This is a genomic window from uncultured Maritalea sp. (genome assembly GCF_937139385.1).
GTDB lineage: Bacteria > Pseudomonadota > Alphaproteobacteria > Rhizobiales > Devosiaceae > Maritalea > Maritalea porphyrae_A.
The window spans coordinates 1-22,926 of the sequence record NZ_CAKZPW010000053.1 but is presented as its reverse complement, the minus strand read 5'-3'; the positions used below and the strand labels follow the sequence as shown (position 1 = coordinate 22,926).

The window sequence follows — 22,926 nt, the reverse complement described above, 5'->3', positions numbered from 1 at the left end:
AATCCTGCCGAGCAGCTTCACCCCGCGGGGCCGAGGCCCTGCCTCTGACACACCGCGGACCCTCCAAACGAGGCAAGACCTCTTGGGTGGCAGACGCACCGAAAAGCTTTACGAAAAAACCGCCTATCTCAAAGACATGTTGGCAAAACTAGATGCGGTTGAAACCCCAAAGCTTAGCGCCAGACCTGCACCTACGCCACCGGCCAACATCCGCCCGCGGCGTTTGTCGATCACCGAAATTGAAACCCTCATCCGAGACCCCTATGCGATCTATGCAAAGCATGTTTTGGGCCTTAAGAAATGGCGTCCACTCGGTGCTGCTCCAGACAGCGCAGAACGGGGCAATTTGATCCATGATGTGCTCAGCGATTTTGTAGAGCAGGGGTTTGATTTCACCGCCCCAGATGCCCATGACAAGCTGATGCAGATCGCTAATCGTATCTATGCTCGGCTTGATGATGTTGCGGACCGCCGCGACATTTGGCTTAAGCGCTTCTCAGCCATTGCCGACAAAGTGATCACCTATGAGGTGGCGCGTGACCCTGAAATCAAACAGCGCCATGCGGAAAAACTTGGGGTGAGCCAGCTTCCGGTGGGCGATCAACAGTTTGAGATTTACGGCTATGCCGATCGCATTGACCTTCAACATGATGGGGCTGCGGAGCTGATCGATTTTAAGACCGGCTCCGTCCCTGCCGCCAAGGACATGCAAAACTACATGAGCCCGCAATTGCCCATGGAGGCCATGATCTTGTGCCATGCGGGGTTCAAAGACGTGCCAAAAGCCGATGCGGATGCGCTGACCTATATAAAACTATCCCACGGCCCAAATCCATTTGAAGTGACCAATTTCGCCACCGGAAAACAAAGCTTAGATGGGTTGATTGATGACTATTGGCGACATTTCTCTGCTTATGCGGACATCATGCTGATGCGCGATGAAACGGCGATGGTGGCCAAATTAATGCCCAAAGAAAACCAGCAGTTCGCTGGGGACTATGATCAGTTTGCGCGGCAAAAAGAATGGATGATCGATCAAGGAGATGATGAATGAGGGGCCCACTTTCAATCTCTGACGAAACAAAATCCAATCAAGCAAAAGCCGCTGATCCAAGCGCAAACGTTTGGGTGAAAGCCAACGCAGGGTCCGGCAAAACCTATGTATTGAGCCGCCGCGTATTGCGTTTGTTGATTGATGGCGTGCCGCCCGAACAAGTGCTGTGTTTGACTTACACAAAGGCCGCCGCCGCTGAAATGCGCGCCCGGGTGACCAAAGAGCTGGGTCAATGGGCGGTAATGGATGATGAAGCACTAAGTGAAGCGATCATCGAGCTTGAACACAAGCGGCCCGATGAAACGCGCCTCAACCGCGCCCGACAACTTTTTGCCCAAGCACTCGAAACCCCGGGTGGGCTTAAGATCAACACCATTCACGCATTTTCCGAAAGCGTACTTCACCGCTTTCCACTGGAAGCTGGGGTGCCATTTGATTTTCAAGTCATCGACGACGCCGAACAATTTGAATTGCTCCGCGCTGCTCGCGAAAAAGTGCTGGCACAACGATTTGACGACGAAGAGTTGGGAAAAGCCGTCATCAAACTGTTCAATATTGCATCCGATACTGGACTTGAAGATGCCATTTCTGGAGCATTGTCGTTTGGTGCAAAATTGCGTTTGGTGCTTGCCAATAAAGCGCGCTGTCAAGCCAACCTGCAAACTCTACTGGGGCTTACGCAAGACCAGACGTTGGCCAGTGTCGCGGCGCAGGTGTTGGCAGAAGCTATTTTGAAGCCAAGCGAATATGGCGCTGTTTCAGCCGAGCTTACGCATCTTGGTGTGGCGAAGAACTTCAATAAAAAATTGACAAAAGCAGTTGGGCAACCGGTCACACCAGAACTGGTTTTTGCTACTTTCCTAAAACCAGATGGCACCCGCCCGGGCAAAGGCCATGAAGCGCATTCGGGCGTTGCAAAAAACAATCCATTGCTTGCCGAACAGCTCGAAAATGAAACCGAGCGGCTAGAAGCTTTATGCCAGACCTATTTGGCCGCCAAAACATTGGACCAGTCGCTTGCTCTATTGGCCACGATCGAAGCGATCTTTCACCAATATGATGCGCAAAAACGTGCGCGCTCACTGCTTGATTTTGATGATCTGATAATCCATCTGCGCCAACTTTTGGAGCAATCTGAGTTTAAACATTGGATCGCTTATAAATTGGATGCGGGCATCACCCACATTTTGGTCGACGAAAGCCAAGACACCAACCCCGAACAATGGCGGATTGTGGAAGCCTTATTGGCAGACTTCTTTGATGGGGACAGTGCCATTGAACGTCCTCGCTCGGTCTTTGCTGTAGGGGATGAAAAACAATCGATTTTTAGCTTCCAAGGGGCAGAGCCGCGCCTATTTGGCGAAACAGGCCGCAAACTTGGCTTGCAAGCCATGACCGCGCAACGCACCTGGGAGAGCCTTACGCTCAAAACCAGCTTCCGCACTGTTGAAACCATCCTTGCCGCTGTAGACCATGTTTTTGAGCGACCGTTCGCCCATGAGGGCCTAACGGGCGATGATGAGAAAACGGTGCACGAAGCAGCACGCACAATGGGCGGCGGTCTGGTTGAACTTTGGCACCCGGTTGAAAAGCCAGAAGAGCCCGCAAACGACCAAATTTATAAAACCGCCGCAAGTGATCCGCGTGCCCGGCCAGAAGACATTTTGGCCGACAAAATCGCTTCAACAATTGATCAGTGGGTCACCACAGGCCGTCAATTGGGTAATCGTGATGTGGCGGTGACCCCGGGCGACATTTTGATTTTGGTGCAGTCGCGCGGTGCCATGTTTAAGGCCATGATCCGCGCACTGAAGCAAAAAGGTCTGCCCAACCTGGGCGAAGACAAATTGACCGTTTCAACCCACATCGCGGTGGAAGACCTGCTGGTGTTGGCCGATGTTATGATGAACCCGGCAGATGATTTGGGTTTAGCCACTTTGCTGCGCTCGCCGCTTTTTGGATGGAATGAAGATCAATTATTTGCCCTTGCGCGGGGCATGCGTGGCGGCAAATGCCGGATGCAGGAACAAAACCCTGTTTGGCCCCTATGGGTGCAATTGCAGGCCGACGCAAAAACGCAAGCTGATGCGAATGAGGCCGTGGAAGTGATCCGACAGTGGCGCAATCGTATCGATCTTGATCGCCCTTACGAGTTTTTCGCCCACATCCTATTCAAAGAGCAGGGGCTTAAAAAAATGCATGCCCGTTTGGGCCCCGAAATTGATGATGTGATCAATGAATTCCTCAATATGGCATTGGCGCACGAACAAACCGATCAACCCTCAATGCTGGGGTTCGTGACCGCCATGCGCCAGAGCGAAAGCCAGATTAAACGCGAGTTAAGCGAAGCGGGCGGTTCCATCCGGGTGATGACGGTGCATGGCGCAAAAGGCTTAGAGGCCCCGATTGTCTTTTGCATTGATGCGACTTCTTCGCCGGCGGGCAAACAGAACGCCAAATCCATTTTGCTTGAAGCGGACCATGACGCGCCGCAAAACGCATTTTTGCTTTGGGCGCAAGGCTCGTCAAAAAGCCAAGCGGCAAATGTGCAGGAGCTAATTGAGCGCGAAAAAGAAAAAGACCAAGCCGAATATCGCCGCAAACTCTATGTGGCGCTCACCCGGGCCGAGGACGAGCTTTACGTCACTGGCGTTGCTAAACGCGGACAAGAAAACAGCTGGTACCAAATGGTCTATGATGGCCTGTCTGCCCATTGTGCTGAGATCAAAGATGAGCATCAGCAAACCATAGCTTGGCGATATCCAGCGGATGCTGAACACCGCTTTTTAGCGCGTGCAGAGGGCGATGCAGTTCCACCCTCACCGTTACCAGATTGGATCGACGCCCCAGCACCTGTTCCACTAACACGCCGCATTGTTGAACCCTCTAAGCACGATGAAACACAAAGCGCTGGTCGAGGCGTTGGGCTTGATCGAGAAACCGCGCGATTGCGAGGCACAGCTTTGCATGCACTATTGCAATTCATGCCGCGCTTTGACGCTAGCGAACGCGACAAAATGGCGGCGCAAGCACTGCTGTCTCTTATGCCCAATCATCCCAAATTGCATGGCGACATGGTTGGTGAAGCAAATGCCATCTTGAACAAACAAGAGTTTGCTGACCTGTTTGGTCCCAATTCACGTGGCGAAGTTGCTGTTGCAGCCGATATCGAGTTTGAGGGCAAACCATCCCGGATCACGGGCCGGATCGATCGACTTTTGGTGCAAGATGAGGAAGTGTTGATTGTCGACTTTAAATCGGATGCAAATCCGCCCGATGATGCCAGCGATATCCCGAAAAACTATCACACACAGCTCACCCGCTATCGGGCAGCCCTGCGCAATCAGTTTCCAAATCGCCCCATCAACTGTGCTATTTTGTGGACTGAAAATGCAAAAATCTCAAAATTGTTAGATTCAGATTTCCAATAGCCCACAAAATCGTTCACCTCGTCGTGATTTGCTTGAACCGGAGCGCGACTCTTCTTACGTTCTGGGCAACAACCTAGTTTAAGAAAGGGGCAGGCTATGACCACCCAAGTATCAGAAGCACAATTCTCAGAAGAAGTTCTAAGCGCAAAAGTTCCCGTATTGGTCGATTTTTGGGCCGAATGGTGTGGCCCATGTAAGGCGATCGCACCTGTTTTGGAAGAGATCTCAACTGAGTTGGCTGGCAAAGTGAAAATTGTCAAAGTCAATGTTGATGAAAATCCAAACATTGCAGCGCAATATGGCATTCGCTCCATTCCAACCATGATCTTGTTCAAAGGCGGCGAAGCTGCGGACATGAAAGTGGGCGCGGGCGAGCCAAAAGCGGGCCTTGTGAAATGGCTTGAAGGACACGCGGCTTAATAGGAACGAACTTGATGCTAAAAGACGTTGACGACACCAATTTTGCCGCCGAAGTTTTGCAAAGCGACCAGCCCGTGCTGGTCGACTTTTGGGCAGATTGGTGCGCACCGTGCAAAGCGATGGACCCGATTTTGGAAAAAGCCGCTGGCGACCTTACAGGTAGAGTGAAGCTTGTTAAGCTCAATGGCGCTGATAACCCATCGACCATGAGCCAATATGGTGTGCGCAACATGCCCACCTATTTGCTGTTCAAAGGCGGAGAGGTTGTCGACATGAAAGTGGGCGCAACGCTGTCCCATGTGGGGCTGGTAAAATGGCTTGAAGGCTACGCCGCTTAAAGCATCGAATGGTTCTAAAAAAATGAAAGACGCCGCGCCAACTATTGGGGCGGCGTTTTGTTTTGCCCTAAGACATCTCCGGCCAAATAGAGCGAACCGCAAATCACAACCCGTTGGCCCTCATCACGCGCCACAAGTTTCAGCGCTTCTTGCACGGACTGGGTGTGCGTTGCCGCAAAGCCGTGCTTGATCGCCAGATCCGCCAAGTCCTGAGGCGAAGTGCCCGCATTGGTGGTCAGATCATCCGCTGGCACCGGCACTGTGATCACCCGTTTGGCCAGGCCCTCAAAGCAGCTTAGATAGCCTTCGACGTCTTTATTGCCCAACATACCAAGAATAAGCGTAAGCGGTTTGGACTGTTTGTCGTTCAGGTCACCCAATGCTTGGGCCAAAACTTGTGCGCCGGCCACATTGTGCCCGCCATCAAGCCACAGGTCGCTGCCTTTAATCAGCATATCCTGCAATAGACCGGGTAAAGGCTGCATCCGTGCGGGCCATGTAACCGTTTCCATGCCCTTTGCTATAGCTTCAGAGCTAATGCCGGTTCCAAAATGCTTGAGCGCCGCAATGGCCGTTGAGGCGTTCTCAAATTGATGAATGCCTTTTAGGCGCGGCGGCGGCAAATCCTCTAAGCCATCAAGGTCTTGATAAACGAAGCGGTCACGCTCTGGATATCCATCAAATTCTTGCCCGCAAATGAAAGGGGTAATGCCCAATTCAGCGGCGCGCTTTTCCAGCACATCCATTGCATCATGGGTTTGGCGCGAGAACACTGCCTTTGCGCCAGACTTCAAAATCCCGGCCTTTTCAAACGCGATTTTTTCAATCGTATTGCCCAAAAACTGCACATGGTCGATGGAAATGGGGGTGATCACGCATCCAAGCGGGTTGGGCACTACATTTGTGCTATCAAGGCGCCCACCAAGCCCTGTTTCAAGCAACACATAGTCCGCTTCAACCTGGCAGAACAGATCAAAGGCAACCGCCGTGGTGATCTCAAAAAACGTAATGGTTTGCCCAGCGTTGATCTTTTCGATCCGCTCCAGCGTTTCGTTTAACCGCTTGTCGTCAACAAATGTGCCCGCCAGGCGAAACCGCTCATTGAAATGGGTTAGGTGGGGGCTGGCATAAACATGCACCCGCTTGCCCGCTGCTTCCAGCATGGCGCGCATAAAGGCAATGGTTGAGCCTTTGCCATTGGTCCCCGCCACGTGAATGACCGGCGGCAACTGGTTTTCAGGATGATCCAATTGGGCAAGCAAACGATTAAGCCGCTCCAAAGAAAGATCCATCTTTTTGGGATGCAGCGCCAACAGGCGCTGCGTAATTTCCTCGGTGCGGGTCACGTTTGTGTCTATTCAGCGTGCGCAACAGGGGGTGGAGCGATATCTTCGCTGTTTTCCGCCGGGGCGTTATCAGCATCATCGCCCGCGCCTTCAGCTGCAACAATCGCATCGCGAACAGTTTGCTTTTTAGGCGCCTCAAGTTCCATATCGTTGAGTGGAGATTTCATAAACATGCCCACCAATTTACCAATGGTTGGGCGCAGATTGTGGCGATGCACAACCATGTCGATCATCCCATGTTCCAGCAAATACTCAGAACGTTGGAAGCCCTTTGGCAAGCTCTCGCGGATGGTTTGTTCAATCACCCGTTGACCAGCAAAACCGATCAAGGCGTTTGGTTCAGCAATTTGTACGTCCCCAAGCATCGCATAAGATGCGGTAACGCCGCCGGTTGTTGGGTCAGTAAACACAACAATGTAAGGCAACCCAGCTTCACGAAGCCGCGCCACAGCAACGGTTGTGCGCGGCATTTGCATCAAAGAAAGCATACCCTCTTGCATGCGCGCGCCGCCAGAAGCGGTGAACAGAATAAATGGGGTTTTGTTTTTAACCGCCATTTCAAGACCCTTAACAATGGTCGCACCAGCCGCCATACCCAGCGATCCGCCACCAAAGTCAAAATCTTGCACACCAACCGTCACATCACGGCCAATCAGCTTGCCGCTTGCCAACAACACACAATCTTTCATGTCTGTTTTGGCGCGATAGTCGCGCAATTGGTCAGCGTATTTTTTGGTCGCGCGGAATTTTAGCGGATCATGGGCTACATCGGGCACTTCATGCTCGGTGTACTCACCTTTGTCCAAGAACGCTTTCATGCGATCACGCGCTTTGATTTTCATATGAAAACCAGAATTTGGCACCACCCATTGGTTGGCTTCCAAATCGCGATAGAACACCATCTCGCCGCTCTGCGGACATTTTACCCAAAGGTTTTCAGGGCTCTCACGCTTGTTCAAAAACGAGCGGATTTTTGGGCGAACAACTGAATTGATCCAGTTCATGAAGCTATCAGGCCTTCCTGTGTTGCTTATAGTCTTTTAGCTGCGCAATTTTGATCGCAGCAGCCATAGTCTTTTCCCCATTATACTGCAACTCAACTTTGTTGGCGAGACAGCTTTTGGTCAAGGTTTGTGAGGGTTCTCACCTCTTTCAAACCAATATAGGGGGTTATGATGCCAAATTTAAGATCGAGCCGCGCGAACACCCTTTGAAATATCGGCAACCAAATCGTGCACAGCGCTTGGCGTTTTGGCGGTTGCCTTGCCGTTCTCAAGGCTATCTTCAACTGCTTTAACAAGTGCTGAACCAACAACAACCCCATCTGCGTCCGCGCCAATGCGCTTCGCGTCGTCAGCGGTCTTAATGCCAAACCCAACGCAAATCGGCAGATCTGTGTGCGCTTTTAGTCGATTTACTTGCTCAGCAATGTCGGTTGGGTTGGACAATGCCGATCCGGTTACCCCGGTCATCGACACATAATAAACAAAGCCCGATGTATTGCTCATCACCATGGGCAAGCGTTTGTCGTCAGTTGTTGGGGCGGCCAACCGGATGAAGTTCAAACCCTTTTTGATTGCGGGCAGGCAAAACTCTTCATCTTCTTCCGGCGGCAGATCAACAATGATGAACCCATCAACACCAGCTTCGATCGCATCTTGGATGAATTTATCTACACCATAAATATAGATCGGGTTATAATAGCCCATCAAAACGATTGGCGTTGCATCGTCTTTTTGCCGGAAGTTGGTCACCAACTGTAGGGTTTTGACCATGTCTTGGCCAGCCTCAAGTGCCCGCTGACCCGCAGCCTGAATAGCAGGACCATCCGCCATCGGATCAGAAAATGGCATACCAATTTCAATTACATCAGCGCCAGCAGCGGGCAAGCCGTCAACGATCTGTTGGGCTGTTGCTGGATCCGGATCACCGGCCATCACAAAAGTAACAAAGGCAGGGCGGTTCTCAGCCTTTAGTGCGGCAAACCGGGCGTCCATACGTTGTGTCATAGATTTGTTCCTCAGGCGGCGAATACGCGCCAAAATTGTTGGCGATTAGTCGCTATTAAGGTCAACACCCAGATGTTTAGCAGCGGTAAAGACGTCTTTGTCGCCGCGCCCACATAGGTTCATAATGATGATTTGATCTTTATCCATTGTTGGCGCGCGTTTCACCACTTCCGCCAAGGCATGGCTTGGCTCAAGCGCTGGGATGATGCCTTCAAGGCGGGTCAAAAGCTGAAATGCTGCCAAGGCTTCATCATCATCAATCGGCACATATTCAACCCGGCCACTGTCTTTTAGAAAAGAATGCTCAGGGCCAATGCCTGGATAATCAAGACCGGCTGAAATTGATGCGCCTTCATCAATTTGGCCATCATAGTTTTGCAGCAAATAGGTGCGGTTGCCGTGCAACACGCCAGGCGATCCAGCGGTCAAAGACGCGCAATGCTCGTCTGTGTCTAGCCCTTTGCCACCGGCCTCAACGCCAACAATTTTTACATCGCGATCATCAAGGAATGGATGGAACAAACCAATTGCGTTCGATCCGCCACCAACAGCTGCGATCAACATATCGGGCAACCGGCCCTCAGCTTCTTGCATTTGTTCTTTGGCTTCTTGGCCAATGATCGATTGGAAATCGCGCACCATCTCAGGGTAAGGGTGCGGGCCTGCGGCTGTGCCAATCAAATAATAGGTGTCTTCAACATTGGTCACCCAATCGCGCAGCGCTTCGTTCATTGAATCTTTCAATGTGCCTTTGCCTGCGGTCACAGGAACAATCTCAGCGCCCAAAAGTTTCATGCGGAACACGTTCGGCGCTTGGCGCTCCACGTCTTTTGCGCCCATATAAATGGTACAGGGGAAACCAAAGCGCGCACAAACTGTCGCTGTGGCAACACCATGTTGTCCCGCGCCGGTTTCAGCAATAATGCGGGGTTTGCCCATACGTTTGGCCAACAAAATTTGGCCAATGCAATTGTTTATTTTGTGCGAACCGGTGTGGTTAAGCTCGTCGCGTTTGAAGTAAATCTTCGCGCCACCCAAATGCTCTGTCATCCGCTCGGCAAAATACATGGGCGACGGGCGACCCACATAGTGTTTGAGCAAATAGTCAAACTCTTCCTTAAATGTTGGGTCGGCCTTAGCGTCCTTATAGGCCTGATCCAATTCAAGGATAAGTGGCATCAAGGTTTCAGCAACAAACCGACCGCCGAAGTGACCAAACCGGCCCCTCTCATCAGGGCCCATGCGCAAACTATTCTCACCAGACATACTTCGTTTCCCTAATTTTTGCGCTCAAACGCTTGCAATGGTTGCTTGCGAGATGAACCGGCGGATTTTCTCCGCATCTTTTTCGCCTTTTGTGCGCTCCACACCTGATGAAACGTCAATGGCCGCTGGCTGGATCTGTTTTACAGCATCCGCCACATTTTCAACATTTAGTCCCCCCGAAAGCATGAACGGGATCGTTGGGTCAAGGGCTTTAAGAATTGACCAATCAAATACCTCGCCATTTCCCCCTGGTCGTGTCGCATCTTTTGGGGGTTTTGCATCCAATAAGACCCAATCGACAAGCGGGTGATATTGGCCAATCTGCTCTAGATCTTCAACATCAGCCACCGGCAATGCCTTGATCAGCTTGGCATGGCTTTTGGCCTTAACCTCTTGGATCCGCTCAAGGCTTTCATTGCCGTGTAGTTGTATATAGTGCGGGCGCAACTGGTTGATCTGTTCAATCAGTTGATCGCTTGGGTTGACGGTTAACACCACAGATTGCGCACGCGCACCAATATAGTTGATCAACTCGCCAATCTGTTCCAACTCCAGATGGCGCGGACTTTTGGCAAAATGCACAAAACCAATCAGGTCAGCGCCCGCATTAACGGCCACATCCACCAATTCCTTCGATTTAAGCCCGCAGATCTTGATTTGAAGTTGCATGTGAAATCCTACTGTCGCGCTGAGTCAGCATCAAAGCCTGTCTCTGGGGCATCTATATAATCGGCGGCTAGCGGTTGTCGTTCTCAAGCAGTGCCAAGGGGTCTTCTGCTTTTGCGGCCTTTTCGGGTGCAGCTTCTCTTTGCGCCTTATTTAGGTCGCGGCGCAATTGCCTTTCGGCTCTGCGGTGTTTGCCTTGCTCTAGCCAAGAGCCAACGCCACCAAGTATAACGCCGAGCAGCAAAGCAGCGTAGATCACCACAAAAAGCGGCAGCTCCATTGGCCCCCAGAACGGGGTTTGCGGCGATATTGGGTCAATTCCAATTTGCACAATATGTCTGTTGGCCAATGCAAATATGGCCAGCAACAGGCCAAACGGCACCAGCACAAGCCACATCACCACGCGTTTGATCATCTTATTTTCCCAGCGATAACGCGCCAAAATGTGGCGCAAAGAGCGGCAGAACTATTTGTTCAGTCGCTCTCGGATTTCTTTGCCCGCCTTAAATTGGGGCACAAATTTCTCTTCAACTTCCACCTTCTCGCCGGTGCGTGGGTTGCGTCCCACACGGGTTGGACGGTTCTTTACGGAAAATGCGCCAAAGCCACGCAATTCAGCGCGGCCACCTTCGGCCAATGCATCCCCGATTTCGTCAATAATCGTATTTACAATATTCTCAACGTCCCGTTGAAACAGGTGCGGATTCTCATCTGCCAGTTGTTGAATAAGTTCCGATTTAATCACTTGGGCCTCCCAAAAATCACTAATTCACTGTTACACCACGGGAATTAGCTATTTGGTAGGTTGCCAAACTGACACGAGACCGTCAAGCTTTGTTACGCTTTTTAGGCTCGAACCGACAAAATTCTTGGCTGTGGAACCAAGCAAGTCCACCGCTTTTTGCCATTCGCTTTCAGGAAGGGGAAAATATGTGCTTACGTCTTGATCATCAATATCGTGGTTTTCTTTGAGCCAATCAAGTGCGCTTGTCTCATCACCAATCGCATCAATCAACTGCTCTTTGAGCGCTTGGCGGCCCGTGAGCACACGGCCATCCGCAAGGCGCAACACCTCGCTGCGCTCGAGCTGGCGACGATCAGCCACAATATCCACAAACCAATCGTAAGAATCATCCACCAAGGACTGATAGGCAGCGCGCACATCATCCGCCATTGGCTCGTCAATGTCCGGCTCGGCTTTTAGGGGGCCAGTTGAAACCTTGTCGTAATCAAGCCCGATAGTTTGGAAAAGCTTAGAGGCATCCAAATGCATCACCAATACGCCGATTGAGCCCACAATCGACAAGCGCCGCGCAATAATGCGGTCAGAACCCACAGCGGTCATATAGGCCGCAGAGGCGCCAAGTTCATTAATTACCGAGACAACAGGCTTGTTCGCCCGAATGCGCGACAGCCCCTCATAGAGCTCTTCACCACCCGCTGTTGTGCCACCAGGACTATTGATCTGCACAATTACCGCTGAAACGGTTTCGTCATCTGCTAAATCGTTCAAAATGGTGCGCCGGACAGGATCAGAAGCGATGGTGCCATCAATCACCACCCGCGCAACATGGGCCGCTTTGATTGGTTCAGAAAAGCCACCCAACGCTCTACCCAAAATGGCAATCACTGCAATGCCTAGCGCTACAAAAGCGATAAACCGCCAATTGCGCCGCGATTTACGCATAGCGCGTTGCGCCATCACATTGTCGATTTGCTCAGTTTGGGATGTGTTGCTCACCGATTGGGCTCCGCTTAACGTGTTTGACTCAGAAAAAGGCTGAGCGTGGCAAAAAAAGGACCTGAGAAGTCCTATTGCCTTGCCCGCAATTTTGCAAGTCGCTCAAATGTCGCTGCCGGCGAAAAACAAAAAATCCCGGCGCATCAACTAAGACGCGCCGGGATGAATTCAACTCAAACATTTAAGCTAAAAACGCTTAGTCGTTTGGTGTGTTCTGCTGCAAAGCTGCACCAAGAATATCGCCAAGTGAAGCGCCAGAATCTGTTGAACCATACTGGGCCACAGCTTCTTTTTCTTCTGCGATTTCAAGAGCTTTAATAGACAATGAGATGCGACGTGTTTTCTTGTCGAACTGGATCACACGTGCGTCCACTTTGTCACCAACTGCAAAACGCTCTGGACGTTGCTCAGAACGCTCACGGCTAAGGTCATTACGCTTGATGAAGGCGATTTGGTCGCCATCAGCGATTTGAACTTCAATGCCGCCATCGTTCACTTGCGTTACAGTTGTTGTAACGATTGAACCTTTGCGCATGCCGTCAGTTGCTTCAGTGAATGGGTCGTTTGAAAGTTGTTTAATACCCAAAGAAACACGTTCTTTGTCGATATCAACATCCAAAACAACTGCTTTCACCATGTCGCCGCGATTGTAATCTTCCAAAGCTTCTTCGCCCTGGCGGTTCCAATCAAGGTCAGACAAGTGAACCATGCCGTCAACATCATCTTCAAGGCCAATGAACAAACCAAATTCAGTTTTGTTCTTAACTTCGCCTTCAACTTCAGTGCCTTGTGGGAACCGAGCTGCAAATGCTTCCCAAGGATTATCAAGGCACTGCTTAAGACCAAGAGAAATACGACGTTTCTCTGGATCAACTTCAAGAACCTTAACTTCAACTTCTTGAGATGTTGAAACGATTTTGCCTGGGTGTACGTTCTTCTTGGTCCAGCTCATTTCTGAAACGTGGATCAAGCCTTCAATACCTGGCTCAAGTTCAACAAACGCACCGTAATCAGTGATGTTTGTGATGCGACCGGTGAAGCGGCTATCAAGAGGATACTTCTGACCAATTGTTTCCCAAGGATCAGCTTCAAGCTGTTTCATGCCAAGTGAAATACGGTGTGTTTCCATATTCACGCGGATGATTTGAACCTTGATGGTCTCACCAATTGTAAGAACTTCTGAAGGATGGTTCACACGACGCCATGCGATGTCAGTGACGTGCAATAGGCCGTCAATGCCACCAAGATCAACGAATGCACCGTAGTCAGTGATGTTTTTAACAACACCATCAACAACTTGGCCTTCTTCAAGCTTACCAACGATTTCAGAACGTTGCTCTGCACGGCTCTCTTCCAATACAGCACGACGAGAAACAACGATGTTTCCGCGACGCTTGTCCATTTTCAGGATTTGGAATGGCTGTGAGATGTTCATCAAAGGTGCGATATCGCGGATTGGGCGAATATCTACCTGAGAACGTGGCAAGAACGCTGTCGCGCCATCAAGGTCAACAGTGAAACCACCTTTAACTTGGTTAAAGATGATGCCATCAACACGTGTGTTTGCATTGAAGAGTTCTTCAAGACGAACCCAGCTTTCTTCACGGCGAGCTTTCTCGCGTGAAAGAACGGCTTCGCCCATCGCGTTTTCAACGCGATCAACATAAACTTCTACTTCAGAACCGACTTTAAGCGTGCCATCGCGGCCCGCTGCGCCAAATTCTTTCAAAGGCACGCGGCCTTCGGTTTTAAGACCCACATCGATTACTGCGAGATCTTTTTCAATCGCAACAATCTTGCCTTTTACAACATTGCCTTCTGCAGGTTCATTAACCTCAAAGCTTTCAAACAAGAGAGCTTCAAAATCTTCCATCGTGACAGCAGTGTCTGTCATGCGTACTCCGATCGGTGTGCCGAATATGTTTAGCGTTTCAAAAAAGTATCAATGCCAAATGCGCTTAACCCCGATTGTTGAAACCAACAAATCCGGCACGTAAAGGGTCCGCATTCAACGTGATACATCGATTTATCTCAAACAGTTGAGCCAGTATGCCTCATCCTTGACCGTCACTGGCGCTCAAAGGATCAAAGATTGGATTTAGCACCAAATGATGCTCATCTTTCACCCAGTAGCGCGCTCAACAATGCCAAGAGCTGCTTGGAACGCCGCTTCTATACTCAATTTTGACGTATCTAGCAAGTGGGCATCGGCCGCCTGATAAAACGCGCCTGCCGGGTTTTCCCGGTCATCTTTATCGCGTTTCTCAATCTGTTTAAGAATATCATCATATGTCACATCCAGCCCACGAGTCAAAAGCTGTTCTGTGCGCCGCCGTGCCCGGGTTTCAGGATTGGCCGTAATGAACAGTTTTACGTCCGCCTGCGGGCAAATTCTCGATCCAATATCGCGCCCATCGAGAATCGCTCCTGAAGGCTGTTCCATGAACTTGCGTTGCAGCCGGTTGAGCGCTTTGCGCACTTCAGGAATTTGCGCAACTCTAGAGGCGGCAATGCCCACTTCGGCGGTGGAAAGCACTTCTTCATCAAGAGTTGAAGTATCCAACCCCATCGCCGCATCAATCGCCATGGATTCAAATTCAGCATGGGTTTCTTTGCCCATCGTCTTTAGGCCCACAGCGCGATAAAGCAGCCCAGTATCAAGATGAGCCAAGCCGAAATGGGCCGCCAAACGTTTGGCGATTGTGCCTTTTCCAGAAGCAGCAGGCCCATCAACGGCTATCAACATCTCCACTTGGTCCTTTTTAGCTATTCAACCGCGTAAACTGGGCGCCCAAACGGGTCATTTCAGGCGTAAAAGTGGGGAAGCTCGTCGCAATCATATTGCTGTCGTCAATGCTCACGTCTTTTTGCGATGCCATGCCCATCACCAAAAAGCACATGGCAATACGGTGGTCCAAATGGGTCTTCACCCGTCCCCCGCCGGCCACTTTGCCAGAACCGCCTTCAACGGTCAAAAAGTCTTCGCCTTCAATACACTCAACGCCGTTGGCTTTCAGCCCATCTGCCACCGCTGAAAGTCGGTCGCTTTCCTTCACCCGCAATTCATCAATACCTGGCATATGGGTTGCACCCTCGGCAAAGGCAGCCGCCACCGCCAAAACCGGATATTCATCGATCATCGATGCTGCACGTTCTGCGGGCACCGTTACACCTTTGAGATCTGAGTATTTCACCCGAATATCAGCAATGTCTTCGCCACCAGATACACGTTCATTCAAAACCTCAATGTCAGCACCCATTTCTTGCAAGGTGATCAAAAGCCCAGTGCGGGTTGGGTTCATCAAAACATTTTCAATCGTTACGTCAGAGCCGGGCACAATAAGCGCCGCAACCATTGGGAAGGCGGCAGAGCTTGGATCGCCGGGCACTTGCACCTCTTGACCGCGTAGATCAGGTAAACCTTCAACTTCGATGGTGCGCTGGCCATTGGCGGCTGTTTTTACCTGAACATTGGCACCAAAGCCCGTCAGCATTTTTTCCGTATGGTCGCGGGTAAACACATCTTCGATCACGGTGGTGATGCCCGGAATAATCAGTCCAGCCAGCATGATGCAGCTTTTCACCTGTGCTGAAGCAACAGGGGTATGATAAGTGATCGGCACGGGCATTGATGGGCCGCGCAAGGCAATCGGCAACTTGCCATCATTATGCTCAAGCACTTCAACACCGATAGATTTAAGCGGGTTCAGTACACGACCCATCGGGCGCGAGCAAAGCGATGCGTCTCCCGTATAGCGTGAAACAAAATCATAAGTGCCCACAAGGCCCATGGCCAAGCGCACACCAGTGCCAGCATTGCCAAAGTCAAGCGGCGCGTCTGGTTCCAAGAACCCGCCAACACCGACGCCATTGATGTGCCAATGTTCGCCCCGTTTTTCAATTTTTGCCCCAAGTTGGGTCATCGCTCGGCCCGTGGCCAGAACGTCTTCGCCTTCCAAAAGGCCGGAAACAACGGTTTCTCCCAGCGCCATTGCGCCAAACATCAGGGCGCGGTGAGAGATGGACTTATCGCCAGGCATGGCAATAGAACCCTTAAGCCCGCTCGACCGCATTGCTGCCAATGGGGTGGGGCTAGAAGAATGATCAGACATGTAAAAGTTTTTCTTTGAGTTTTTGATGTTGCGCGGCGGCATCTAACACGCAAAATATCGGCGCGACAATGGTTGGATCGACTTGATTGACGTTTTTTTGCAATTTTGCATTTGACAGAACCCACAGGGTTACGTACCCAACCTGCCAACAAAAGAAGTTTTCAAAGAGGTAAGAATTGTGGCCAAAGCAGACCGCGGAACCAAGCGCCAGTGTCAAAGCTGTGCGACTAAATTTTACGATTTGAACAGAGAACCGGTTTTGTGCCCAAGCTGTGGCGCAGAATTCAAGTTGGTGGTCGCTGAAGTGCCCGTCGAAAAAGAAAAAGTTGTAGAAGAAGTCAAAACCGAAGTTGTAGACACAGATGCAGCAGCGGTTGTTGTTGGCGCCGAAGTCATTTCCCTGGACGATGTGGAAGACGATGACGACGATGATGATGATGACGAAGATGTAATCGAAAATCTGCCGGATGTTGATCTGGACGATGACGAGGACCCAATCGCCTCAGAAGACGACAATACATTCCTTGAAACTGATGACGATGATGACGAGATTGGCTTCGACGTTCCTGTGAAGAAAAACGAAGACATATAAAAATTCATGGGGGCGCAATTTCCCTCTTGCAACGATCAAATGTTGTGACTAGTTTGCGCTTCCATAAACCCAAGGTGATTTGACCTGATTGATCACCTTTTGTGGGGCCATAGCTCAGCTGGGAGAGCGCTTCGCTGGCAGTGAAGAGGTCGTCGGTTCGATCCCGTCTGGCTCCACCAATTTTCTTTCATCACATCCGTCTATAATAGAACGCCATTTGGCGCGCTTTGCAGGGCTCAACTGGGCCGCAAAGGCAAGACCTTGTGAAATGTAGTTGATTGAAAAGAATTAGGATCGCTGCATTCGCTTCGCCCAAGAAAAAACGCCCCTGAATGATCAGAGGCGTCCTTTTAAGGTAGGTGAGGTTTTAAGCAGCCTAGAATTCTTGCCAGTCTTCATCCGCTTTAACCGCTGCATTGCCGTTGGAAATGAAGCTCTTGGCCACATTCATCGCTTTTTCTTGCAGCGCCTTAATGCCGGTTTGTACGGGCAATTCGTCGGGCACCTGATTGTTTGCGCCAACAGGCAGGCGCGGCGTGCCGCCATTTTCGGTCACAAACACATCAACAATGCGGTCCAGCTCGTTGGCTTGAGCTTCGGTTTGTTCAATTGCGGCATTAGTCTCTTCCACCAATGCAGCGTTGTGCTGGGTTGTTTCATCCATTTCACGCACGGCCATATTGATCTCTTCGATCGAATTGGACTGCGACTTGCTCTTTTGAGCGATAGCAACCATGGCCTCATTGTTTGAATTGGCTGCTTCAAGCATCTGCTCAAGGCTCGCGGCAGCTTGGGCCACCAGCTTTGTTCCACCGTCAACTTCGTTACCCGACTGTTCAATCAGCACCTTCACTTCAGATGAAGCTTGGGCAGCAGACTGGGCAAGACGGCGCACTTCTACCGCCACAACCGCAAAGCCTTTACCCGCTTCCCCTGCACGTGCGGCCTCCACAGAGGCGTTTAGGGCCAACAAATTGGTTTGGAAGGCGATATCGTCAATCATGCCGATAATATTTGAAATCTTGCCTGAGCTTTCGGTAATGCGCTCCATGGCCGTTGTTGCTTTACGCATCACTTCACCGCCTTCCTCAGCGGTCGTTTTTACGCGTGTTGCGTTTTCGCTGGCGTGATCAGCTTCTTTTGCGTTTTCAAGAACCGTTTCAGCCAAAGACTCCATGGCCGCCGATGTCTGTTCAATGGTAGCCGCCTGGCGCGTGGTGCGTTCAGACAAGTCATTTGCACCAGCCAAAATCTCGCTTGTGGCGCTCTTTAGTGCGCGGGAGGTGCCTCTGAGTTGACCAACAACCTCGTTCAATCGATCGGCAACGCGGTTGGTGTCGTTTTTCAATTGTGCAAATGCGCCTTCAAATTGCCCTTCAACACGCTTGGTCAAATCGGTGTTGGCCAAGGCGGCTAAGACTTCGCCGGTTTGCTTAAGGCCGCTGTCCACCGTCGTAATCAAATGGTTTACGCTGCGAGAAAGTTTAACCATTTCTTCGTCGGCGATGTCTTCATTGACGCGCTTTGAAAAGTCACCAGCTGCCGCAGCACCCACAACTTCGCCAAAGGATGCCTGCAAATCTTCCATCATTTTGGCGCGTTTCGCAATTTGTTGTTGGCGGGCGGCTTCTTCCACGCCCAGTTCTGCGACCTTTATGGCATTTTCTTTAAAGATCATCAGGGCACGGGTGAGGGTGCCGATTTCCGTATGGGCGTCATCCGCTTCAATGTCGACATCAAGTTTGTCTTGGCCCAACTCTTCGGCAACATTTGCCAATTTGTTTAGTGGACCTGAAATTGAGCGGCCGATAATGGTGCCCGCAGCAATCATGAACAATAGTGCAAAGCCAATAACTGATGAGAAGATGATGGTCGAATTGCGCTCCACTGCATTTAAGTTGTCAATCGCAGTTGTTACGCCCAAGTCCGCTTCGCTCAGCATCATATCGATATTTGGTAGCATCAAGCCATAAAGCGTTTGCAGGTTCGCAACGATGCCGTTCAATTCGCCGGACTTTTCAGCGAAGATCTTAAATTCAGTCTGATAATCGGAAATCAGGCCTGAGATTTCTTTTTTCTTGTCTTCGTCAAGCGGTGTCCAGTTTATTTGCATTTGGAATTCGCTTACCCGCGCATCCAGTTCACCAACATATTTGGCGTCGCCGCGGATAATAAAGTCCTTTTCGTGCCGACGCATCATAAGTACTTTAATGGTCAGTACTTCCAAGTTCGCGCGTTGAAGCTCGGCCTCTGCCGCTTTCACTGCAGAGCGAAGGCTTCCGCGGATGCCTTCTTCCGCCGATAATCCCAACGCTACACTTGTATCGCCTATCGCCTTGAACAGGGTCTGACGTTCCTCAAGCTGACCTTCGATGGTGTCGGCCAAGGTCACGAACTGCGGGTCATCAACAAGGGAACGCAATTCGGCAAGCTTTTCGCCAACCAAAGCTTCTTGAACAACAATTTGGTCAATCATTTCCAACGTGGGGTTCAAAAGAAAGTTCTTTTCCACGGATTGCATTTCCAGCACCATGGCTTTGAGCTGGTTCGCTGATCGATCCACTTGTGCGTAACGCTGCTCTTCAGTTTTAACGCTGGCGGAAGTCACAAGGGAATAAAAATACCCGGCCCCCAAGATCAGGAATAGCAACCCACCTGTTATGGTGAGCATCAAGATCCTTTGAGAGATTTTAAAGCGACTAAGACCTTTTGAATTCAACATTTGATTCGACCCGATAACTGTATTGCCTACTACTAAACCTAGAGTAGTACGTCTTTCTGAAGTGTAAATTGGAGGTCGAATAATGCCGAGCTTGACCAGAAGGGAAATTGGATTTTAGAGTTATTTGTTTAATATCAATAGTTTAGACTAAACATGAAGTGACTGTTGGTAATCAGGAGTCTTCCATTGGGTTGCGAAATTGCTTGGCACTATTCTACCCTGTCGAACGATGGTCATTTGTTGTTATCGCTTTAGTTGACGGTTGCTCATTTCATCGATGGATTCTTCATCAATTCAAACCTTCGTCACAAACTGTTCACGATCCAGGATGTTTGTTATTTTTTGTTTGGGATGCCCCAAAAAGCGCACTAGAGTTAACCAAAGCTGGACGAAGGTACGACAAAGTTTACCAGTTTCTGTCAAATAGAAGGAAACTCATATTCATTTGTGCGAATAGTCTCGCAGATTCCAAGTGAATGACAACAGTTCGAAGTCCCTTCTGGGCAGGTAATACAATGAATTTTGCGCCAAAAGCACTGCAACCAGGCCGCGAGCAGGCTGACAAAGCAAAAACCAAGCCGCCTGCAATTGCAGGACACGAACACCCAATCTCTATCGAGTGCGTCCAAAGCGACAAAAGATTTGCTCAGCTTGCCAACGATTGGCAGCACCTTGATGGTATCAATGGGGACGGGTTCGCGGTTTTCCAGAGCTTTGATTGGTGCTCGAAATGGTGGCACACAGTGGGGCAGTTCAATCCCGACGCGCGGCTCAAAATCATGGTTTTATGGCATGGCGAAAAACTGGTGGCCATTTGGCCACTCATGCAAGATCTCTTGCCTCTGGGCACGAAAGCGCTCTTGCCGCTCACATCACCACATGCAGAATACTCCAACCTTATTTTTGATCCCGCGTTTGTTGATCAAGCAGCGCTTGCTCATTTCGTTGGTCAAGTGCTTGACCAATTTGAAGGCGATCTTGTGAGTTTGGCAAAAATTCCCCAAGGTAGCGCATTGCAATTGGCACTAGGGGACAAAGGTGCGCTTGCCCCAACCGACGAAATTGCCTCGATTTTTGACCTCAGCCAATTCGAGAGTTTTGAACAATATCAGGCCAGCCTATCCAAATCCACGCGCCGAAACCGCAACAAGCGCAAGAACAAACTGGCTCGACTGGGCAATCTGACCTATCAAACCCATTTCGCCGATGCACCCGAATATGCACAATTGGTCGCCACCGCTTTGCACATGAAACGTGATTGGTTGCGCCGGACCGCTCGCAACGACGCCAAACTAATCATGGATGGTTTGACCCAGTGCATCAGCACTCTTGAGGGGAATAGCAAAGCAAGGTCCGGCGCCGTTGCCGGTGCCTTGATGTTGGACGGTCAACCGGTTGCGGTCGAAATTGGCTTATTACAGCATGGTCACTACTACTCCTATATTGGGGCGTTCGATTGGGAAATGCGTGAGCATTCCGTTGGCAAAATACAAATCGAAGAAGCGCTTAAATGGGCGATTGAATGTGGTGTGAAAAACTATGATTTGCTTGCAGAACCAGCTGGTTACAAAGATTCCTGGTCCAACAACCAAGTTGCCCTGCAAACGCGTGTTGTCGCAAGCTCTGCCCGTGGTTTTTTGGTGGGCATAATGTGGCAAACCCGGGTGCGTCCAATCGCAAAATCAGTCTTTAATCAATTGCCAAACGATTGGCGCCAAAAAATCATTCAACTGGCTCACTCATTACGCGGCACCGCCAACCACAAGGCGTCTTAAGTTGATTGCGAAACTCTATCAAAGAACTGCAACCCTGCTGTCTCGCGTAGGGCAGCTTCAAGCCGTTCTTCAAGCCATGTCCGCTTTGCTTACTCGCATTTTGGCTGCCGGGTTGGCCTATGTTTTTCAGATCTATTTGGCCAAGAGCTTGGGCATCGAGCACTATGGAATATTTGTCACCTTTTGGACCTGGCAAGTTATCCTCACCCATGTTTCCGTCATGGGCTTTTCCGAAAGCGCGGTGCGGTTTTTACCCCGCTACGCCACGCGGCTGCGCGAGGACTTGATCTATGGTTTTATGAGCAATGGGCTGAAGTTTATCATTGCAACTTCCCTCGCAACCGCTCTGATGTGCGGTGCTGCGCTTTATTTCTTCAGCGATCTTCTCGCAGATAATATGACAGGATCGGCAATTGTTTTGGCTGTTGGTCTCCCAGTTTTGGCGCTTGAACTTTATATTGAAGGCGTGGCGCGTGGGCTTGGCTGGATTTGGCTGGCGGTTGTGCCCGGTTTTATTGTTCGCCCCGTCATTGTCATGGCCACTCTGTTTGTGATCAGCCTAAATGGTTTCCCGCTAACCGCAGAGCTTGCATTGGCGGTGTCCATTGGGGTTACGCTTTTTCTTGTTTGTTTGCAGGCAATATTTATCAAGCTGCATGTCAGACGCATTAAGCCCAAAACCAGCCAGAACCACCGCGCACGCCTGCGCCGCTATTGGATTTATGCCGCGGTGCCGCTTGTGGTTGTAACAGGTGTTGAAGAGTTACTCTATTGGTCAGATATCGTCATTCTTGGCTTTATGATGCCCTCTGAGAATGTGTCGATCTATTTTGCTGCCCTGCGCTGCATGGCGATCGCTGGCTTCATCCACTATGCCTTTATGATGGTTTTCGCCCGCGAATTTTCCCTCGCCAACGCGCAAGGAGACAAGACCGAATTGCAGACACGGGTGCATATGGCCTCCACCTGGACGTTTTGGCTCACCATTCCTGCAGTGTTGGTCACCTTGGCTGCCGGTCCGATTTTGCTATCGCTCTTTGGCGAAGAATTTGCGGCGGGTCAAACCATCATGCTGATTATTGGCATTGGGTTGGTGGGCAAATCATTGGTCGGCCAAGCATCAAATCTTTTGATCGTAGTTGGGCGCGAACGGTTGAATGTTTTAATTGCTGGCTACGCGCTGATCATGAATATTGCACTTTCGGTTTTATTGGTGCCCATTATGGGCATCGCCGGCGCAGCGGTGGGCACTGCAGCGTCCCAAATTATCCGCGCCGCACTGCTTTATTATTACTGCAAGTCAAAAATCAATGTCTCGGTTCTCGCCCATTTTGACCCCCGCAAAGTGCTGACGGCAAAGGCAAGCTAACTCTAAAAAAACAGCTTTAGCGCAACATGGCGCAAGCCATTTGCGGGATAAGAGATTGGGAGCACGAGGCGCATATTGGCTCGTT

The 22,926-nt window shown here is 50.4% G+C and carries 19 protein-coding genes and 1 tRNA gene; 8 read left to right on the top strand and 12 right to left on the bottom strand.

Going from position 1 to position 22,926, the window contains the following annotated elements:
- The 4 genes from Q0231_RS02345 to trxA (Q0231_RS02330) form a co-directional block, all read left to right on the top strand.
- Positions 1-1,054 (top strand): PD-(D/E)XK nuclease family protein (locus Q0231_RS02345; RefSeq protein ID WP_299344575.1); only part of this gene is annotated, 1,054 nt, incomplete at its 5' end.
- Positions 1,051-4,485: a double-strand break repair helicase AddA gene (addA, locus tag Q0231_RS02340; RefSeq protein WP_269393152.1), complete on the top strand. Its 3,435-nt coding sequence runs from the start codon at positions 1,051-1,053 to the stop codon at positions 4,483-4,485. The genes Q0231_RS02345 and addA, both read left to right, overlap by 4 nt.
- A gap of 96 nt (positions 4,486-4,581) precedes the next feature.
- Entirely contained in the window at positions 4,582-4,905 is a 324-nt protein-coding gene (trxA, locus tag Q0231_RS02335; RefSeq protein ID WP_269393151.1) for a thioredoxin, read from the top strand.
- Between the two features lie 14 nt (positions 4,906-4,919).
- Positions 4,920-5,243, top strand: a complete 324-nt coding sequence (gene trxA / locus Q0231_RS02330) for a thioredoxin (protein WP_269393150.1) — start codon at positions 4,920-4,922, stop codon at positions 5,241-5,243.
- 41 nt (positions 5,244-5,284) lie between these two features.
- On the opposite strand, the gene Q0231_RS02325 is transcribed toward trxA (Q0231_RS02330), so the two are convergent.
- The 11 genes from Q0231_RS02325 to aroA form a co-directional block, all read right to left on the bottom strand.
- A complete protein-coding gene (locus Q0231_RS02325) occupies positions 5,285-6,589 on the bottom strand; it encodes a folylpolyglutamate synthase/dihydrofolate synthase family protein (protein ID WP_269393149.1) in 1,305 nt (434 codons plus the stop codon).
- 8 nt (positions 6,590-6,597) lie between these two features.
- A complete protein-coding gene (gene accD, locus Q0231_RS02320) occupies positions 6,598-7,593 on the bottom strand; it encodes an acetyl-CoA carboxylase, carboxyltransferase subunit beta (protein ID WP_269393148.1) in 996 nt (331 codons plus the stop codon).
- Positions 7,594-7,773: 180 nt separating this feature from the next.
- Entirely contained in the window at positions 7,774-8,598 is an 825-nt protein-coding gene (gene trpA / locus Q0231_RS02315) for a tryptophan synthase subunit alpha (RefSeq protein WP_299344563.1), read from the bottom strand.
- Positions 8,599-8,643: 45 nt separating this feature from the next.
- Positions 8,644-9,864, bottom strand: coding sequence for a tryptophan synthase subunit beta (gene trpB, locus Q0231_RS02310; protein ID WP_299344560.1), 1,221 nt, complete (start codon positions 9,862-9,864; stop codon positions 8,644-8,646).
- A 24-nt stretch (positions 9,865-9,888) separates the two neighbouring features.
- Complete coding sequence (locus Q0231_RS02305; protein WP_269393145.1) at positions 9,889-10,533, bottom strand: phosphoribosylanthranilate isomerase; 645 nt, start codon at positions 10,531-10,533, stop codon at positions 9,889-9,891.
- A gap of 67 nt (positions 10,534-10,600) precedes the next feature.
- The gene (locus Q0231_RS02300; protein ID WP_269393144.1) at positions 10,601-10,945 is read right to left on the bottom strand and encodes a LapA family protein; all 345 of its coding nucleotides are present in this window, start codon (positions 10,943-10,945) and stop codon (positions 10,601-10,603) included.
- A gap of 51 nt (positions 10,946-10,996) precedes the next feature.
- Entirely contained in the window at positions 10,997-11,275 is a 279-nt protein-coding gene (locus Q0231_RS02295; RefSeq protein ID WP_299344556.1) for an integration host factor subunit beta, read from the bottom strand.
- 48 nt (positions 11,276-11,323) lie between these two features.
- Entirely contained in the window at positions 11,324-12,271 is a 948-nt protein-coding gene (gene sppA, locus Q0231_RS02290) for a signal peptide peptidase SppA (RefSeq protein ID WP_299344553.1), read from the bottom strand.
- 196 nt (positions 12,272-12,467) lie between these two features.
- Positions 12,468-14,165, bottom strand: a complete 1,698-nt coding sequence (gene rpsA / locus Q0231_RS02285; protein ID WP_269393141.1) for a 30S ribosomal protein S1 — start codon at positions 14,163-14,165, stop codon at positions 12,468-12,470.
- A 228-nt stretch (positions 14,166-14,393) separates the two neighbouring features.
- A complete protein-coding gene (gene cmk / locus Q0231_RS02280; RefSeq protein WP_299344550.1) occupies positions 14,394-15,017 on the bottom strand; it encodes a (d)CMP kinase in 624 nt (207 codons plus the stop codon).
- Between the two features lie 16 nt (positions 15,018-15,033).
- The gene (gene aroA / locus Q0231_RS02275) at positions 15,034-16,383 is read right to left on the bottom strand and encodes a 3-phosphoshikimate 1-carboxyvinyltransferase (protein WP_299344547.1); all 1,350 of its coding nucleotides are present in this window, start codon (positions 16,381-16,383) and stop codon (positions 15,034-15,036) included.
- Between the two features lie 178 nt (positions 16,384-16,561).
- Between aroA and Q0231_RS02270 the strand changes: the two genes are divergently transcribed.
- The gene (locus tag Q0231_RS02270; protein ID WP_299344544.1) at positions 16,562-16,975 is read left to right on the top strand and encodes a TIGR02300 family protein; all 414 of its coding nucleotides are present in this window, start codon (positions 16,562-16,564) and stop codon (positions 16,973-16,975) included.
- A 103-nt stretch (positions 16,976-17,078) separates the two neighbouring features.
- A tRNA-Ala gene (locus tag Q0231_RS02265) sits at positions 17,079-17,154 on the top strand.
- Between the two features lie 197 nt (positions 17,155-17,351).
- Here the strand turns inward: Q0231_RS02265 and Q0231_RS02260 are convergent.
- A complete protein-coding gene (locus Q0231_RS02260; protein ID WP_269393137.1) occupies positions 17,352-19,646 on the bottom strand; it encodes a methyl-accepting chemotaxis protein in 2,295 nt (764 codons plus the stop codon).
- A 566-nt stretch (positions 19,647-20,212) separates the two neighbouring features.
- Between Q0231_RS02260 and Q0231_RS02255 the strand changes: the two genes are divergently transcribed.
- A complete protein-coding gene (locus Q0231_RS02255; protein WP_299344540.1) occupies positions 20,213-21,472 on the top strand; it encodes a GNAT family N-acetyltransferase in 1,260 nt (419 codons plus the stop codon).
- Position 21,473: 1 nt separating this feature from the next.
- Positions 21,474-22,841 (top strand): polysaccharide biosynthesis C-terminal domain-containing protein, encoded by a 1,368-nt coding sequence (locus Q0231_RS02250; RefSeq protein WP_299344538.1) that lies wholly within the window; start codon positions 21,474-21,476, stop codon positions 22,839-22,841.
- Positions 22,842-22,926: the final 85 nt, after the last annotated feature.